Below are 18,212 nucleotides of genomic sequence, written 5' to 3' on the forward strand. Positions count from 1 at the left end.
GACCGGTAAATCATAGCTATGTCTGTATTCTACCACATTTATGACAGTGCACAAGCAAAACCGTAAACACGGATCAAAGATGTTATAAGCTGGAAATCGTTATAGATTGACGACCAATATTATGGTAAACTCAGGATACAAAGATAAAAACGCAACGCAGGAGAATTTCTCCTGCAGAGCCGGTAGGTAGCCCGGCCGCATCGTAAGGTGTAAGTAACCCTCCCTCCTTAGGGTCGTCCGTTCTTTGTGTATCACAATTATTTAAGGAGGATTTGTCATGGACAAAGTATCAGACAGGCTGACCGTATTTTTTGAGGAACCATTTTGGGTAGGTGTTTTGAGCGAAGCTCAGAGGGAAAACTATCGGCGTGTAAGGTTACGTTTGGAGCGGAGCCGAGAGATTATGAGATCTACGAGTTTGTTCTGAAAAATTATGTTCATCTGCGATTTAGTCCGGCTGTGGCAACTGATGTAAGAAAAGCCGGCCGTAATCCGAAACGGTTGCAGCGAGAGGTGCGAAAAGAGATGCAGAATGAAGGAATAGGCACAAAATCGCAGCAGGCTTTGAAATTACAGCAGGAGCAGTTGAAAACGGAACGTAAGACTGTGAGCAGGGAAAGGCGGGAAGCAGAGAAAGTACGTAAGTTTGAACTGAAACAGCAGAAAAAGAAAGAAAAGCACAGGGGCAGATGATGTCTGTCCCTGTGCTTCTTTTGGTATCTATGCCGAATAAATACCTTCTACTGTAATCTGTTTGAAAAATCTGGAGAGCCCTAATCTGACGGTTTCGTCTGCCTGCATCGGGGTTCGGCGGATCAGGACTTCTCCAAATTCGTGAGGGAAGCTGAGGAAGTTTTGCTCTTTCAGAGCATCTGTCTGTTTTGAATCGACAAACCTTGCCGATATGCTTAAGCGGGGGCCGCCTCATGTGCGGCACATGGACGGGGTGATCAGGATGTTCTGGCGGTCGTTTTGTTTCATATGTTCAACTAATCGTTCGTTAAGATGAAATTTCATAGTGGATTCCTCCTTTTCTTTTGGTATCTACATTATTGCAGATTGATGCGTAAAGTTCTGTGACGAAGTTACGAAGACAAACGAAACCTAATTATTCTTTGGACGAATTATGAAAGAGCACACTTTGTTCCTTCAGGCGGCTTTTCCGGCAGGGGAGCGGGAGTGCAGAAACAAGGCCAGTTGGTACCGGGAAGAATTTGAAAAAATACTGTGGCAGACAGTGCGGCTTTCAGACGGAATGGCAGGAAAAGATGTGCTGTGTTCCGGAGAAGTTTTCACAGAATTTACAATGAGAGCGGAACAGCAGACAGAGCGGCTCACGCAGATTCCTATTGATTCACGGATCACACAGGCAGAGGAGAAACTGCGCCCTGGCTGTCCCGGCGACATAGATGAAAGAATGATATGGCAGATATGCCAGCTGAATCAGCGTGTTCTGCAGCTGTTGAGCGGCCTCATTATGTTTAAAAAGCAGATACTGAGGGAGGTGACTTCCTGCAGGATGTATGCCGCTGGATAATATCCGGGAGACGGAACTGTTCTGGAATCAGATCATGATGGAGCATGCCCTGTTTATACGCGTCCTTCTTGACCCTACAGAGTGCGAACTTTTGGAAATGGCAGATACGTTTGCGGGGGATTACTGCCGGCTTCTGGGGAAGCTTTCGTGTGCTGAAGCAGTCTATTAGGTGCAGATGCAGGGAAATGTGCGGAAGGATCTTTAAAGGCAGAAGGTAGTTATCGTTTTATTATTTTTTCTTTCTTCCATTATCACATATAGATAAAACATATAAGAGTATAAAAAATATCAATTTGATTTTTTTTGCTCTGTCAGATAACATAAATGACACATGATAAAAATGTATGTTAAAGGAGGAAACACATGAAAAAGCAAAGAAAAATGTGGTCAAGAGCTGCAGCGTTGACTATGAGCATGGCTCTTCTCTTGTCCGGATGCGGCGGATCAGGCTCTGATGGGGAAGATGCAGGGGAAAGCGCATCTGGAGCAAAGAAGGAGGAGCTGCATATAGCGATTTCTGCCAATCCGCCTTCTCTGGATCCACAGTCTATTAACTCTAACATTGTAGGAGGCATTGGAGCCCATGTATATGAGCCATTATTTGCAATGAATGCAGATTTTGAACCTACACCGGTGCTGGCAGAATCCTATGAGATGAGTGAGGATGGTATGGTCTACACCATTAAGCTCCGTGAAGGAGTAAAATTCCATAATGGGGAAGAGATGACCGCGGATGATGTTGTGGCTTCTATGAACCGTTGGCTGGAGGTATCTGCCAAAGCAAATACATTAATTGGAGGATCCAGCTTTGAGAAAGTAGACGATTACACGGTTGACTTGAATGTAAATCAGGCTTCATCAGACATTATTATGATTCTGGCAAGTCCGATTCAGGCAGCGGCAATTTATCCGGCTGAAGTTGTGGAGACTGCAACAGCAGAGGGCATTGATGAGTATATCGGTACAGGTCCCTATAAGGTTTCCGAGTGGAAACAAGATCAATATGTAAAGCTGGAGGCTTATGAGGATTATCAGCCGTCAGAGGGTGAGGGAAGCGGACTTGCAGGAGAAAAGCAGGCGGCTACAGGCACACTTTATTTTGACGTGGTGACAGACGCTTCCACTCGTATTGCAGGTGTGCAGAGCGGTGAATATGATATTGCAGAGGAAATCCCTGTTGACAATTATGAAGAACTGTCTGCTGACAGCAATCTGACCCTGAATGTAGATAAGGGAGGTACCTTGAATCTTTTCCTTGATACGACAGAGGGGGTAATGGCAAATCAGACGTTGCGGCAGGCAATCCTGGCAGCGCTGAACTGTGATGATATTATGATGGCAGCTTACGGTAATGCTGATCTCTATGAGATTAATGCAGGATGGTCCGATCCGGCAGATACACAGTGGGGAACAGATGCAGGCAGTGAATATTACAATCAGAATAATATAGAAAAGGCGAAAGAACTTCTTGAGGAAGCCGGATATAATAACGAAAAACTTGTTCTTGTGACAACACAGGATTATCCGGAGATGTACAACGCTACACTTGTCGTACAGGAAAATCTGAAGCAGGCAGGTATTAATGCGGAAGTGGAGACATATGATTTCAGCACTTTTATGGAGCACCGTGCAGACCCGAATCAGTTTGATATGTTTATTACAAGCAACTCCTACAATATGCTTCCGATCCAGCTCTCTGTTCTTGACAGCGGATGGGCAGGTTTGAATGCTCCGGAAGTAGCAGAAGGGATTCAGAAAATTCGCTCTGCAGCGTCAGATGAAGAGGCGGCATCAGCATGGGCAGATCTGCAGACATTCCTCTATGAGTATGGGGCTGCTACAGTACTTGGACATTACACAGGTGTAATTGCGATGAACAAAGATGTGACAGGATATAATTATCTTCGTTTCCCAATTTACTGGGGAGTAACAGCTACAGAATAGCAAATATAAAAATAGCAGGCAGCGGGGTGCGTTTACGCAGTCCGCTGCTGTTGGTGTATTCAGGAGGATACACACTCTGAAAAAAGCTGCGGCAGATAGGTGAAAGAAGCCGGCGGCGGAAAGGAGCAGCGGATATGCTGTCTTATATTTTGAAAAGAATTTTATCACTGATCCCGGTATTGTTTGTCGTTTCCTGTGTGATTTTTCTTGTAGTATATATGATACCGGGAGGTCCGGCAACGGCTCTTCTTGGGATGGAGGCAACGCCGGATCAGATTAATGAATTGAATGCAGAGCTGGGGTTTGACAGGCCCTTTCTTGTGCAGTATATCGATTGGTTTACAAATGTTTTAAGAGGAGACTGGGGGACATCTTATTTTCTCCACCAGTCAGTGACGGAGGCAATCGGCGAATATTTTCTGCCGACCCTTAGCCTGGCTGTACTGGCGCAGATCATTGCCCTGATTTTATCTGTTCCTCTTGGTATCTTGGCGGCATACAAAAGAGGAACGGCCCTTGATGTGACCTGCGTATCGGCATCCCTTCTTGGGGCGGCCCTTCCGGGGTTCCTGCTTAGTATGTTTCTAATGCTGTTTTTCGGTGTTTATCTGCAATGGTTTCCGGTCGCCGGGTATGCGGCGCTTTCTGAAGGGCTTGGAGAACATTTAAGGTATATTTTTCTTCCGGCTCTTTCGCTTGGAATCGTTCAGGCGGCATATCTGACAAGAATGACCCGCTCTTCGATTTTGGAAGTGCTGTATAGAAATTATATTCAGACTGCAAGAGCAAAGGGACTAAAAGAGAGCCGTGTGGTTTTGCGCTATGCACTGAAGAACGGGGCTCCGGTGATCCTTACAGCGGTAGGGCAGTCCTTTGGCAGTCTGATTACAGGGACCATAGTAACGGAGACTCTTTTTAACATTCCCGGCCTTGGAATGCTGACGCTGACCTCTATTAACAGAAGGGATGTTTTTGTTATCCAGGGGGTTGTTCTTTTTGTAACTTTGCTGTATGTGCTGGTGAATCTGATTGTGGATATTCTTTACGGTTTTGTGGATCCGCGGCTCCAGCCCGGCCGGAAGTAGGAGGGGAAAGAATGATATTGACAAGAAAAAGTATATCCAAAGCCAGTGAGGCTATTTTGAGAGAACAGCGCCAGCTTAGGAAGGAGAGACTTTTGGCCAGTCCGGCTCTCATTATCGGAGCCTGCGGCTTTGTCATAATTCTTCTTCTGGCAATTTTGGTTCCCTTTTTTCATCCGGTAGATCCGGACGCTATGGATGTGGTTAATAGGCTGAAGCCTCCAGGGGGAGAGTATCTGCTTGGGACAGATGAATTTGGAAGGGATCTTTTTATACGAGTGATGTATGGTGCCAGAGTGTCGTTGTGGGTAGGGGGCTGTGTGGCAGTTTTTTCCTGTGTGCTGGGCATTATTATTGGAATTTATGCCAGCTATTTTAAAGTGCTGGATCAGATACTCATGAGGATCTGTGATGGGCTGATAGCGATCCCGGGCATTCTTTTGGCAATTGCTCTGATCGCGGCATTGGGTACCTCAAGCTGGAATGTCATTGTAGCGCTCACGGTTGTTTACAGTCCCAGTGTGGCGAGAACTGTGAGGGCAAGCGCTCTTGTCATAAAAGAGCAGACCTATGTGGAAGCAGCAAAAGTGCAGGGCTATTCCAGTTTCCGCATTTTGTGGAAGATGATTTTACCGGGAGTGATTTCACCTCTTACTGTGCAGGCGTCATTCATTTTTGCACAGGCAATTATTTCAGAAGCTTCTTTGAGTTTCCTTGGGGCAGGAATCCCCGCCCCGGCAGCCAGTTGGGGAAATATGCTGGAGGCAAGTAAAATGGTATTTTCCAGAGCGCCCTGGACGATGATCTGCCCGGGAGCGGCAGTCATACTATGTGTGCTTAGTCTCAATCTTCTCGGAGACGGCCTGCGAGATTTCCTCGATCCGAGAGTGAAAGGAGGAAAGAAGAAGTGATGGAACAAAAGAAAACAGACAAGAAAAAAAGAATACTTGAAATACGTAATCTGCGCGTTCTGTTTCCGGTACACAAAAGATGGCTTCCGGCTGTAGATGGAGTATCCCTTTGTATCAATCCCGGCGAGATTACCGGAGTGGTTGGAGAGTCAGGGTCTGGAAAGAGTGTTATGTCGCAGTCAGTTCTTCGTCTGCGGGATCACGACACAGCAGTGCGCTATGAAGGAGAAATCCTTTTCCATGAGGAAGATCTGTTAAAAAAGCCTCTAAGAGAAATGCAGGATATCAGAGGAAACAGTATTTCTGTTATTTTCCAGGATCCGCTTAATTCCTTAAGTCCTGTGCACACAGTAGGAAGTCAGCTTGAGGAAGTGCTTCTTCTTCATAAAAAGATAAGCAGGGAGGAAGCCAGGAAGAAAGCCGTTCAGATGCTGGGGCTGACAGGGATACCTGATCCTGCGACCAATATGAAAAAGTATCCGTTTGAGCTATCCGGAGGAATGCAGCAGCGTGTTATGATTGCTATGGCGCTGGCCTGTGAGCCGGAACTTCTGATTGCAGATGAACCGACGACAGCGCTGGATGTGACAATTCAGGAACAAATTCTTCATCTGATCAAAGAACTGAATGACAGGCTGGGAATGTCTGTCCTGTTTATTACTCATGATATGGGAGCAGTATCCAGGCTCTGTCATAGTGTGAAAGTGATGTATTTGGGACAGGTTGTGGAAGACATAAGGACAGAAGAGTTGTTTCGGAATCCTCTTCATCCTTATACACAGGGGTTGCTTGCCTGTATCCCTCATCTTCATGTGAAGCGGGGGATAAAGCTGCCAACTATACAGGGGACGGTTCCATCTCTTTCCAACATTCCGGAGGGATGTCATTTCTGCACCAGATGTGCATATGCGGATGAAAAGTGCCGAAAATTAGCGCCTCCGCCTGTAGAAGCAGCACCCGGACATATAGTCCGATGCTGGAAATATACCGAAAAAGAGAGGAGGGCATGAAAATGAATCCACATTTTCTGGAAATAAAAGATTTGAAAAAGACCTATCCTCTGCGGGGAAAAAAGACAAAGCTGTTTGCAGCAAAAGAACGCATGTGTGCGGTAGATCATTTGTCTTTGTACATGGAAGAAGGGGAGACCTATGGACTGGTAGGTGAGTCTGGATGCGGAAAATCTACGATTGGTCGTACGATCGTGGGACTTGAAAAAGCAGACAGTGGATCCATCCTGTGTGAAGGGAAGGAATTATGTGGTCTAAGTGAGCGGGAGTTCCGCCCTTACAGAAAAGACCTTCAGATGGTATTTCAAAATTCTCTTTCAGCTATGAATCCCAGGAGCCGCGTAGGAGATATATTAGATGAGATTCTTGCAGTTCATGGAGAAAAAGACAATGGGAAAAGGCGGGAGAAGGTGCTGTCGATCCTGCAAAAAGTAGGACTTTCGGAGGAACATTACTTTCGGTTTCCCCATGAATTATCCGGAGGCCAGGTCCAGCGGCTTGGAATAGCCGGAGCTCTTATAACACAGCCCAGGTTGATTGTTTGTGATGAACCGGTTTCGGCTTTGGATGTATCTATCCAGGCCCAGATTTTAAACATGCTCGTGGAACTGAAAAAAGAGCTTCATTTGAGTCTGCTGTTCATTTCGCATGATATTGGTGTCATTCGGTTTATTTCAGACCGGATCGGAGTTATGTATTTGGGGAGACTGGTGGAGGAAACAACAGCAGAACGGCTGTTTGAACATCCGCTTCATCCCTATACAAAGACACTTCTTGCGGCGGTGCCGGACCCCTATATTACAGGGAGAAAGTTTCAGGCTCTTGATGGGGAACAGCCGGTGCGGACCGAAGGGTTTCAGGGATGTGCATTCCGTAGCAGATGTCCCTATGCCACAAAGAAGTGTGCAGAAGAGGCACCGCAGTTTTGTGAAGTGGAGTCAGGGCATAAGGCAGCCTGCCACTATATAAAAGAATAAATGACAGCGCCGGCTTACAGAGAAGCGCTTTTTGCGCCCTCTGCAGACCGGTGCATTTTTATGCCAGCAGTTCTCCCAGCATCTTTTCGTCAAAGACGACTTCAGATACATGATCCACTTCGATCTGATATAATGCATTTGCAGCCAGATGTTCTGCGGTCTGTTCCAGATCACGGATGCCGGAGGTCGTTACATATTTATTGACAAGGGCGTCAAGAGCCTCTTCAGTTATGGTGCACTCGTGTTCCGCTAGGCCCATACGTTTCAGAACCTTTGGAAGGGCGTACCTGGAGAAGATGATCTTCTTTTCCTCCGGAGTATAGTCCGGTATGTCAATGACAGCGAAACGGGACATGAGAGGCGCGCTGATCTGACTTTTATCATTTGCAGTAGCGATGGGATACACTCCTACTGTCGGGATCATACATTCAATGTAGTTGTCGGTAAATCCAAGGTTATCAAGAAGGGTAAGGAGCACATCGGCAGGATTTCCGTTCCCTTTCCCGGACGCCGCCTTATCCAGCTCATTGATAATAAAAACAAGATTGGACTCCCTCGCAGCAGAGAAAGCCTCCATGATGATTCCCGGTTTTGCGTTGGCGTAGATACGGGAACTTCCGGTCAGCTGTTCCGGGTCATTGATGGAACTCATGTCCAGTGTTGTCCACGGTAATTTTAAAATACGTGCAACTGCGTAGGCGATCTGGGATTTCCCTGTACCTGCCGGTCCTACCAGCAAAAGGCCGTAGGCCGGAAGCGTATGAGTGCGGTTGATCTGTATGATCGTTTCAATAATTCTTTGTTTTACGCGCTCCATTCCGTAGAGTTCTTCATCCAGGATCCGGCGGGCCTCCACCGGGTCAATGGACTCAAAATAATTGGTTTTCCATTTGATATTTAAAACAATAGAAAGGGCTCTTTGAGCATGGCGGCGTTCCTCCAGAGTAACCTCATGGGAACGGGCGACGGCAAGATTTCTTCTGGCCCACAAAAGGATAGTGTCCGGCAGCGTTTTGCCGGCACAGGTCATAAAATCCGTAATGCTCTGCAGGCTTGTCAGTTTCATGTCATCGCCGGTTTCATCCGGCTCTTCCTCTGCACCGTCTTCTTCGGGTTCCGGTGCGTCGCTGGAGAGCAGTCTTTCAATAATAAACTGAAGAAATCCATCCTCAGCGGAAAGTTTGGTTCCTTTTCCGAAAGCGATCTCGCGGATCTTATAGACAGCATATCCGTCTGCCAGATTTTTCCCGGAGAGCCTTACGTGGATGCGGTTTTCTCCCAGCCAACGGAGGAGGGGGACAAAACGGGCGTCTATTTTTAAAATGTTGGCGCTGGCGGTTCCGTCCTCTTCGTCAAATTCAAATGCGGTGCGCTTGTCCGGATTAGTGAAAACGCCGCAGGAGTGATGTTTCCAGTCCTTCTGCCGGTTGTCCAGTATAAGAATAGGAGCTTCAGGCGTAGGCAGCGATTCGCTGGAATAAAATATGGAGTAGGTACATTCGGAAATGTCTGCACCCTGGGGTTCGTTGCGAAAATCAAATACAGGCATACTTGTATCTCCTTTAGATGATAGTTTTTCTGACTGCTATCTTAACACATTTCCGCCTGTTCGTAAATTGACAGTGTTATAAAACAAAGGTGAGATAACAAACAAAAAGGCAAATAAAAAAATAAATCGAAAAAGACAGAAAAATGTGATAAACTTTAAATAGATTCGCAATTTGGCAAACAGCAATTCAATAAAAAGTAGAAAGGAAGAGAAAAATGGAAAAGAACGTATTAGATTATGTAGTAGAGAAAACAAAGGAACTGATCGCAGCTCCATCCTGCAGCCAAGAGGCAAAGGAAGCAGCCCAGGCGTGGCTGGATGCGGTAGGGACAGAAAAAGAGGCGGAAGAAACAAAAAAATATATCGCAGAATTAGAAGAAGATATTGTGACAGTAGATGGTCTGATCGCTTTTGCACAGTCAGAGGCCGGAGCTAAAGTATTCGGCGGAGAGGAAGCGGCAAAAGGGGTGGCTGCTCATGGACAGGATCTGAAAAAAGCAGGGGCAAAATACTGCGACTGTCCGGCATGTGCGGCGGTGGAAGCAATTCTGGCGAAGAAAGACAGGATTCTTTTATAGAAAACACGAATGATCTGAAAAGGGGGGGAAAGGAGTGAAGAAAAAGGCGACGGCATCAGTTTTAGCAGCGGTACTGGCAATTTCTGTGATTCCGGTGACAGCCCCGGCAAAGGAAGTATCGGCTGAGAATACGGAACAGAGGGAATACGGAGTGCCGGGAGAAGACTATGTGGATGGGCAGGTAATCGTACGCCTGCGGGAAGAGCCGGAGGCAATGAAGAGGGAAAAGAGAAGTGGAAGTGTTCTGGAACAGTATGAGACAGAATCCCTCATTGACCTGGAAAACATCACAGCTTCTCGTCAGACATCAGCGTCAGCTTCGGCAAGGAGCCGGACTGGCATATCAGCAGATGAGATCGTGCTGGTAACAGGCGACAATACAGAAGAAATGATCCGGGAGCTGGAAGAGGATCCCAGGGTAGTATATGCAGAGCCTAATTACATTATGGAGCCTTATGATGTTCCGTCAGACCCGGGCTATGAATATCAGTGGGGACTTAAAAATACATTGAATGATGCGTCCCATGCAACAGACATTCCGGCGGTGGATATGAATGTCGAAGAGGCATGGTCAAATGCCGGAAGCAGTTCTGATACGCCTGTTGTTGCTGTGATAGACAGCGGTGTAGACTACAATCATCCTGATCTGAAGGACGTAATGTGGAAGGACGGATTGAACTATCCGGAGCTGACAGCTCTTGGAGGAGGGGCGTATGGTGTAAATTATTCAGGTGCAGGACCGACGGATGATCCAATGGATTTTCTGATGGGGCATGGAACACACTGTGCTTCAATAATCGCTGCCCAATGGAATAACGGCCAGGGAACGGCGGGAGTAAGCTCTTCAGCCCGGATCATGGCGCTCGATTTCCTTACAGGAAACTCTGCTACCAGCAATGCGATTCTGTGTTACCGCTATCTGATCACAGCAAAGAAAGCCGGGGTTAATGTAGCGGTTGTAAATAATTCCTGGGGGCCCGGCACTTATGACGGATATATGCTCCAGAGTGTTTCTGATGTGGTGACGGAAGCAGGAATGGAAGGGATTTTATCCTGTTTTGCAGCCGGAAATAACTATGCAGATAATGACAGAAATACAGGGAGCATAATAAACAGTCCCTATGTTGTAACGGTAGGAGCGATGGACAGTGAGGGATACCGGGCCGGTTTTTCTAATTACGGAAGGCAGACCGTAGATGTGTTTGCGCCAGGTACACAGATTTTAGCTTCTACAACTACAGATACCTCCATGTATTCAATGGAAAACCATGAAATGCCTGTACAATATCTGCCATGGATACAGGACAGGGAAGACAGCTATTTTTATGAAGATTTTGAGGATGCGGATGACAGAGTAGAATTAAGACTTTTGGATGAAGGAGAGAAAGAAGCCGAAAGAGCAGTTCCGTCCCGGGGATATTCCAGCAGCAGAGGGCTGGAAGTTTCTTTGGACAGCATTGAAGAAGGGGAGGAGTTTACGCTGGAAATTGAATTTTCAGCAGAAGACCTTGCGGCTGTTGATCCATTAAAGGAATTGCATCTGGCGTTTGCAGGATCTTTTGACGGAGCAATGAAAGAAGAGGTTGTACGGTTTGCGCAAAATACCGGGGAAAAATGGGATCTCCTGTACTCGACTCAAACAGTAAACGGGGGATTCTATCCGGCTTACTTGGCGGTGAGGGACAGTAACTGGAATATTTCCAGTACCTGCCTTTCCAGCAGAGAGTTTTTGACAGATGCGGATGGAGATGGGAGCATTGCGATCAGAATGAGGGGGACCATGACCGGAAAAACAGAGGGGGCGGCGTTTCACCTTGATAATGTGGGATTTGGAAAAAAGGCCAGCGACTATTATTATTCGGACGGGACTTCCATGGCAGCGCCGGCAGTATCGGGAGTAGCGGCTTTGGCAGCGATGGTATATGGTGCAGATAACGGTGACGATGCAGGAGAGATTCGAGCGCGCATAATCGGTGCAGTGAACCGGGAGGATGGAATAGATTTAGAGGACAAGTCAGTGTCCGGAGGTTTTCTGGATGCAGGGGCCGTTTTCGATGATTCCAGACTTGTTCCGGTAGTGAATGAGCTGAAGCAGCAGGATAAGACAGCGGAACTTTGCGGCTATTTCTTTGGAGAGGAGCCGGGGACAGTGACGGTAGGAGGCGTGCAGGCTGAGGTGACGTCATGGTCACCGGAGAGTATTACAATTGTCTTACCGGATGGATCAGCAGGAAATCAGCAGATTGTTGTTTATACGGCAGGTGGAAAATACGGACAGAATTTTTTGGATATTGGAGCGACATCTGTAGGATTTCAGGAGCTTGCAGCTCCGGATTTGGATTACGGAGAACTAAGTGGCGTTGATCTTACAAGTCGCAATGGGCTATGGCTGCATATGGCAGGGGCAGGCGGCAAGATCCTCTGCCTTGCAGCAATGGAGGAAACGGGCAGCATTTATATGGAACAATATAGTATTCAAGATAATACATGGAAAAAAGTCAGTCTTCCGAAAGATGATATCATAGTGTCCCCCTATAAGGAATATTATTCCATGGCTGCAGGAAAAGATAAAATTTATATGATATATTTCAATGCTCAGGGTCAGATGGAACTTGGGACTTATGACACAAAGACAGAAACATGGGATGTTGCAGCGGTAGATATGAGTACTGGTTTTGGGCAGCTGGCAGTCTATCAGGATCAGCTTCTTGTCATAGGAGGTGAAGGAGAGAATTGTGAAAATACTGCAGTAATTTATGCTCTTGATCCGGTGACAGGAAAAGTATCGGATTCTGAAATTCCAGATCTTCCGGAAGGGAGAAGTGGAGCTATGGTTTCCGTATCCGGTAATAATCTGATCGTATGTGGAGGATATGATTCTTTTGTAGAATATATACAGGGTCAAAATGAGACTGTATATGGGAATATAATGATTTATGACGGAAAGAGATGGAAGGTAAGCGGGGCGGATTTTTTCCGCGATGCAAACGGGCAGTTTGATTCTCTTCAAACACTGGATTTTGCTTTGTCAGCTACTGATGACGGTATGATCGTGACAGGGCCGGTATCTGGTCTTGGGACAGAGCAGATGAGGGATACATGGAAATATGATCCTGATGCAGATGTTTGGAGCAGTGACGGTAATCTTCGTTTTCATGGGACGAAGACAACGGAAAACGTCGGCACAGCGGTAGACGGTCTGTTTTATGTACTGGCAAGAACGGATTCAGGGGCTCTGGTGTTCCGGTCAACTCCGGTGAACTATACAGGAGCAGCAGCAAATCCGGGAGAAAAGCCCCAGGAAGAACCCGGAGGGAACCCGGGAGACAAGCCGGGTGAGAATCCGGAAGATCCGTCTGGAACCGGAGAACAGGATCAGACAGATCCCGATAAAAATGCAGAAGAGAAAATAGAAAAGACAAAGGCTGAAAAAGCAGTAAAAACAGGAGATGAAACACAGGCAGCCATTTGGCTGTTATGTGTTCTGGCTTCCGGTACTGTGATCATCCTGCAAAGAAGAAAAAAATGCAATAGAAAGTAAAGAAATATGAAGAAAGAATATATATTTCGCGGAATATTTTATATTGCCGGTCTGGTGGTACTGGCTCTCGGACTTGTCCTGAATACAGAGACAGGTCTGGGGGCCTCGCCGATTGTCTCCGTGTCCTACAGTGTCTCTGTTTCCTTTGAACAAAACTTTGGCGATATGACCTTTATTTTGTACTCTCTTTTTGTTCTGGTGGAAATGGTTCTGCATACATACAGGATAAAAAGAGAAGGAGGAAATCTGAAAAAGATTCTTTTTATGGATTTTTTGCAGATTCCGTTAAGTTTGATTTTTACACGCTTTATGAATCTTTTTACGGCTCTGATTCCGGATCTTTATACAGAAGGAAAAAGTTCTCCGGGAGAATTTACTGTCCGTATCCTGTTGTTGATCCTTGCGGTTATCCTGACCGGGATCGGAGCGGCCATGTCTCTTAATATGCGTTTGATCCCCAATTCAGGGGATGGGATCGTTCAGGCGATCGCTGACCATGTACACAAAGGGGTAGGGTTGGTAAAAAACTGTTTTGATCTCGGATGTGTCACAGTTACTGTGTGCATTAGTCTGATTTTTTCCGGACATCTGATCGGCCTTGGTATCGGCACTGTTCTGGCAATGATCGGTGTGGGAAGGACGATGGCGGTATTTAATTATTTTCTCTATGAGAAAATGAACCGGATTGCCGGAATGCAGGATACAATATAGAACTAAAATCTTGTGTGGATTTTTCTGGTCTTATGACTATTTTTCGCCACACGGCTGTGAAAATGCAGCTGTGTGGCATTTTCCTTGATACAGGATTTTATGATATATACTTTAGAATAGGAGAGGAAATGATGAATGAGACTTTTATGAAAGAAAGGCCGGTTCTGCCTTTGATTTTTTCCATGGCTCTCCCCATGGTCGTTTCTATGCTGGTAAATTCTCTTTATAATATTGTAGACAGTTTTTTTGTGGCGCAGATCAGTGAAGATGCGATGACTGCGCTGTCTCTTGTATTCCCTGTGCAGAATTTCATCAATGCGGTCGCCATCGGATTCGGGGTGGGGATCAATGCAGCCATTGCTTTTCATCTGGGAGCGCAGGATAAGGAAAAGGCGGACAGGGCGGGCACCAGAGGTATGCTTCTGGCCGGAGTGCACGGCGTGATCATGACTGTAGTGTGCATCGCGGCAATCCGTCCGTTCCTTCGGATGTTTACCGAGGCAGAGCAGGTTGTGGAGCTTGGAGTCAGATATGCAGTCATCGCCTTTTCCTTTGCGGTGATTATTGCGGAAAGCCTGGCATTTGAAAAAATTTTTCAGGCAGTGGGAAGAATGAAAGTTACGATGCTCAGCCTTTTGTGCGGCTGCATTGCTAATATTATTCTGGATCCGATTTTAATCTTTGGTCTGGGCCCCTTCCCGGAGATGGGGATGGAAGGAGCGGCATTAGCTACAGGGATCGGTCAGGTTCTGCCACTGGCGATCTACATTGCAGTATATTTTATTTCGCCGATTCCGGTTAAAATCAGGAGAAGTGCCATGAAAGCTGATCGGAAGATAGACCGGCAGCTTTATACGGTAGGGATACCGGCAATCCTGAATATAGCATTGCCTTCTTTGATGATTTCCGCATTAAATACGATTTTATCCGTCTATTCTCAGAGTTACATTGTCATTTTGGGCATTTACTATAAACTGCAGACCTTTCTTTATCTTCCGGCCAACGGGATCATTCAGGGAATGCGTCCGGTGATCGGTTATAATTACGGAGCCGGAGAGGGAGAAAGAGTGTCGAAGATTTACAAAGTTACATTGGGAATGACGGCGGTGATCATGGCAGTGGGAATGGTAATCTGCCTTATGGTGCCGGAGGGGCTGATAGGAATGTTTACAGAAAACAGCCAGACTGTGGAAGCGGGCGGAAGGGCGCTGCGGATCATCAGCGCCGGTTTCGTCATTTCTGCTGTTTCTGTTACGTCTTCAGGAGCGCTGGAAGGTATTGGAAAAGGCATTCCGTCCCTTGTAATTTCTGTTTTCCGCTATGTGGCAGTTATTATTCCGGTAGCATTTCTCCTTAGCCGAAGTATGGGAGCGGACGGCGTGTGGCATGCGTTCTGGATAACAGAAGTGCTCACAGCGGCAGCGGCTTTTACTGTTTTCCGTAAATCAGCAGCTGAAGTTTGTATTCCAGGAAGAAAGTGACAACAGCTTTTACGGTTTATTTTTCTTCCTGTACACTGTGGAAAATATCAGTTAAAATAAAATAAGTACAAAAAAAGGAGTGGTTCAAAATGAGTCGATGGAACAATGACTATAATCATGGGGCGCATCCGGCTGTTCTGGAGGCGTTTATAAAAACAAACCAGGAAAGCTATGGCGGGTATGGGCTGGACGAATGGTGCGAAAGGGCGGCAGAGAAGATCAAGACTCATCTGGGAAGTACTGACGCTGACATTCATTTTATGGTAGGAGGAACGCAGGTAAACTATACCGTTATTGCGGCAGCTCTTCGTCCCTATCAGGGAGTGATCAGTGCGGACAGCGGACATATCCACGTCCACGAGACAGGGGCGGTGGAGCATACAGGACACAAGATCCATGTTGTAAAAGGAGAAAACGGAAAGCTGTCGGCAGCGTCTGTTGAAGCAGAAGCGGAAAATTACAGGACAAGCGGAGTGAAGGAACATATTACACAGCCTAAGATGGTATATATTTCCTTCCCTACAGAGTACGGCACCCTTTATTCCAAAAAAGAGCTTGAGGAAATATCTGCTGTCTGCAGAAAGTACGGTCTGTATCTCATGATAGATGGAGCGAGAATGGGTTACGGGCTTGGAGCCAAGGTAAATGACCTGAAGCTTTCTGATCTTGCGGCGCTTGCCGATGTCTTCTACATAGGGGGTACGAAATGCGGAGCTATGATGGGAGAAGCAGTAGTTATTACAAACAATGAGCTCAAAGATAATTTCCGCAGCTATATGAAGCAGAACGGAGGAATGCTGGCAAAAGGCTGGACGCTGGGCCTGCAGTTCTATACGCTCTTTGAGAACGATCTGTATTTTGAAATTACAGGCCGGGCGGACAAGTACGCCATGGAGATCCGGGAAGCTTTTGAGAAAAAAGGGATTGATTTCTATATTGACAGTCCGACGAATCAGCAGTTTGTTCTGTTAAGTGAAGAGCAGATGAGGAAACTGGAGAAAAAGCATATTTTTGAATACCAGTTTCCGGAGGGGGACAGACACTGCGTGCGGTTTTGCACAAGCTGGAGTACAAAGCCGGAAGATGTAGAGGAACTGAAAGCAGATATTCTGGCGCTGTAGACAAAAGAAGAGAGGACTGATATGAAGATTATAATTTCTCCGGCGAAGAAAATGAATACAAATCCGGACCTTGCAGAGTTTCATGATCTCCCGGCATTTATCGAGGATGCCGGGAGCATTCTTGAATGGGTGAGATCCCTCACCTATGAGGAAGCAAAGAAACTGTGGAAGTGCAATGATAAAATTGCATCATTGAACTACGATAGAATGAAACATATGGATCTGAAGAAAAACCTGACTCCTGCTGTCCTTTCCTATGAAGGAATCCAGTATCAGTATATGGCTCCGGCAGTTTTCGAAGAAAACGCCATGCAGTATATACAGGACCACCTTAGGATACTGTCCGGATTTTATGGAGTACTTTGCCCCTTTGACGGTGTGACGCCATACCGACTTGAGATGCAGGCGGCGGCAAAAGTGGAGGGAACAGAAAATCTCTATGAGTTCTGGAATAATAAGCTGTACAGAGAGGTTATGGATGAGGACAGGACGATCCTGAATCTTGCCTCGAAGGAATATTCCCGGTGTATTGAAGTATACCTTCGCCCCGGTGACAGATTTCTCACCTGTGTGTTCGGGGAATGGAACGACGGAAAAGTGAAACAGAAAGGAACCCTTGCCAAGATGGCCAGAGGAGAGATGGTACGCTATATGGCAGAACACAATATTTCAGATCTGAAGGAAATCCGCTGGTTTGACAGGCTGGGATATAAGTTCAGTGAAGAGCTGTCCACGGAAGAGCAATACATATTTCTGAAATAAGAGACATAGCTTTTGGGGACTCGGGTACAAAAAGAAAAAACAAACTTGTGTTCGCGTGTGCGGTATGGTAAAGTAAAACACAGTAAAAGAAACGGATGGCGCCGGTTATGGAGGTTGCCGACGAAAAAGTTACAGGAGTGCAGGCATGAGGAAAAAAGCAGAGCAAAAGACAGATATGAGTAAAGTAATAAACAGGCTTTTTGAGGGGGACTGTCTGGAATATATGGAGAAGATCCCTGACGGGAGCGTGGATATGATCCTGTGTGATCTTCCTTACGGGATGACACAGAATCAGTGGGACTGCTATATTCCTCTTGAGGAACTCTGGAAGCAGTACAAACGGGTCATCAAGCAGAACGGGGCGATCGTGCTCACTTCAAACGGTGTATTTACAGCAAAGCTGATCTTAAGCCAGCCTGGTATTTTCAAATATAAATGGGTGTGGGAGAAGTCAAAGCCCACCAATTTTTTAAATGCAAAAAAACAGCCTCTGCGCAAGTACGAGGATGTCTGTGTCTTTTATAAAAAGCAGCCGACTTATCATCCGCAGATGACGCCCGGCGAACCTTATGACAAAGGGGTGAGAAAGGATCAGCTGTGCGGAAATTACGGAGACTTTGATCCGGTCCATGTGGCAAGCAAAGGGGAGAGGTATCCTACAGATATTATTTATATAAAAACGGCAGAAAGTGAAGGTGCAGTTTACCATCCTACCCAGAAACCGGTAGAGCTTGGCAGATATATGGTTCGGACCTACACCAATCCGGGGGATGTCGTACTGGACAATACGTTCGGCAGCGGTTCTTTCCTTGTGGCGGCTCTGATGGAGGGCCGGAATTTTATTGGAATAGAGAAAAATGAGAATGTAGCTCTCTTTAAGAGAGAAGAAATAGACTATATCGAGGTGGCAAAAAAAAGGCTGAAGGAAGCGTGGGACGGCCTGGATAAAAAAAGCAGGAAACATATAGAAGTGGAGAATCTGATCAAAGAGTTCGAAGAAAGGTAAGT

Annotated in this window: 15 protein-coding genes and 1 pseudogene; 15 read left to right on the top strand and 1 reads right to left on the bottom strand. The window is 46.3% G+C overall.

What is annotated here, in order from left to right; genetic code table 11:
* The first annotated feature begins 277 nt into the window (after positions 1-277).
* The 8 genes and pseudogenes from R2J37_RS03530 to R2J37_RS03565 all read left to right on the top strand — a co-directional run bounded on the left by R2J37_RS03530 (position 278) and on the right by R2J37_RS03565 (position 7,461).
* Positions 278-693 (top strand): annotated as a pseudogene (locus R2J37_RS03530) (YjdF family protein).
* Positions 694-1,126: 433 nt separating this feature from the next.
* Positions 1,127-1,537 (top strand): DUF2935 domain-containing protein, encoded by a 411-nt coding sequence (locus R2J37_RS03535; RefSeq protein WP_316266233.1) that lies wholly within the window; start codon positions 1,127-1,129, stop codon positions 1,535-1,537.
* Complete coding sequence (locus R2J37_RS03540; RefSeq protein WP_316266234.1) at positions 1,524-1,706, top strand: DUF2935 domain-containing protein; 183 nt, start codon at positions 1,524-1,526, stop codon at positions 1,704-1,706. Before R2J37_RS03535 ends, R2J37_RS03540 begins: the two co-directional genes overlap by 14 nt.
* A gap of 194 nt (positions 1,707-1,900) precedes the next feature.
* The gene (locus R2J37_RS03545; RefSeq protein ID WP_230107065.1) at positions 1,901-3,481 is read left to right on the top strand and encodes an ABC transporter substrate-binding protein; all 1,581 of its coding nucleotides are present in this window, start codon (positions 1,901-1,903) and stop codon (positions 3,479-3,481) included.
* A gap of 134 nt (positions 3,482-3,615) precedes the next feature.
* Entirely contained in the window at positions 3,616-4,566 is a 951-nt protein-coding gene (locus R2J37_RS03550; RefSeq protein WP_230107064.1) for an ABC transporter permease, read from the top strand.
* An 11-nt stretch (positions 4,567-4,577) separates the two neighbouring features.
* Entirely contained in the window at positions 4,578-5,474 is an 897-nt protein-coding gene (locus R2J37_RS03555) for an ABC transporter permease (RefSeq protein ID WP_230107063.1), read from the top strand.
* Positions 5,474-6,484: an ABC transporter ATP-binding protein gene (locus R2J37_RS03560; RefSeq protein WP_316266979.1), complete on the top strand. Its 1,011-nt coding sequence runs from the start codon at positions 5,474-5,476 to the stop codon at positions 6,482-6,484. Before R2J37_RS03555 ends, R2J37_RS03560 begins: the two co-directional genes overlap by 1 nt.
* 2 nt (positions 6,485-6,486) lie before the next feature.
* On the top strand, positions 6,487-7,461 hold the full coding sequence (locus R2J37_RS03565; RefSeq protein WP_230107061.1) for an ABC transporter ATP-binding protein: 975 nt from the start codon (positions 6,487-6,489) through the stop codon (positions 7,459-7,461).
* A gap of 58 nt (positions 7,462-7,519) precedes the next feature.
* Here the strand turns inward: R2J37_RS03565 and R2J37_RS03570 are convergent, their stop codons facing one another.
* The gene (locus R2J37_RS03570) at positions 7,520-9,010 is read right to left on the bottom strand and encodes an AAA family ATPase (protein WP_316266235.1); all 1,491 of its coding nucleotides are present in this window, start codon (positions 9,008-9,010) and stop codon (positions 7,520-7,522) included.
* Between the two features lie 215 nt (positions 9,011-9,225).
* Here R2J37_RS03570 and R2J37_RS03575 point away from each other — a divergent pair, with 215 nt between their 5' ends.
* From R2J37_RS03575 to R2J37_RS03605, 7 genes are all read left to right on the top strand, one after another.
* Positions 9,226-9,588, top strand: coding sequence for a molecular chaperone Hsp90 (locus R2J37_RS03575; RefSeq protein ID WP_256195978.1), 363 nt, complete (start codon positions 9,226-9,228; stop codon positions 9,586-9,588).
* 34 nt (positions 9,589-9,622) lie between these two features.
* A complete protein-coding gene (locus tag R2J37_RS03580; RefSeq protein ID WP_316266236.1) occupies positions 9,623-13,129 on the top strand; it encodes a S8 family serine peptidase in 3,507 nt (1,168 codons plus the stop codon).
* Positions 13,130-13,135: 6 nt separating this feature from the next.
* On the top strand, positions 13,136-13,840 hold the full coding sequence (locus R2J37_RS03585; RefSeq protein WP_230107057.1) for a DUF6198 family protein: 705 nt from the start codon (positions 13,136-13,138) through the stop codon (positions 13,838-13,840).
* A gap of 131 nt (positions 13,841-13,971) precedes the next feature.
* The gene (locus R2J37_RS03590; RefSeq protein ID WP_316266981.1) at positions 13,972-15,321 is read left to right on the top strand and encodes an MATE family efflux transporter; all 1,350 of its coding nucleotides are present in this window, start codon (positions 13,972-13,974) and stop codon (positions 15,319-15,321) included.
* A gap of 89 nt (positions 15,322-15,410) precedes the next feature.
* Entirely contained in the window at positions 15,411-16,442 is a 1,032-nt protein-coding gene (locus tag R2J37_RS03595; protein WP_230107056.1) for a threonine aldolase family protein, read from the top strand.
* A 21-nt stretch (positions 16,443-16,463) separates the two neighbouring features.
* The gene (yaaA, locus tag R2J37_RS03600; RefSeq protein WP_316266237.1) at positions 16,464-17,204 is read left to right on the top strand and encodes a peroxide stress protein YaaA; all 741 of its coding nucleotides are present in this window, start codon (positions 16,464-16,466) and stop codon (positions 17,202-17,204) included.
* A gap of 145 nt (positions 17,205-17,349) precedes the next feature.
* Positions 17,350-18,210 (top strand): DNA-methyltransferase, encoded by an 861-nt coding sequence (locus R2J37_RS03605; protein ID WP_230107054.1) that lies wholly within the window; start codon positions 17,350-17,352, stop codon positions 18,208-18,210.
* Positions 18,211-18,212: the final 2 nt, after the last annotated feature.

This window comes from Claveliimonas bilis (genome assembly GCF_030296775.1).
Taxonomy (GTDB): domain Bacteria; phylum Bacillota; class Clostridia; order Lachnospirales; family Lachnospiraceae; genus Claveliimonas; species Claveliimonas bilis.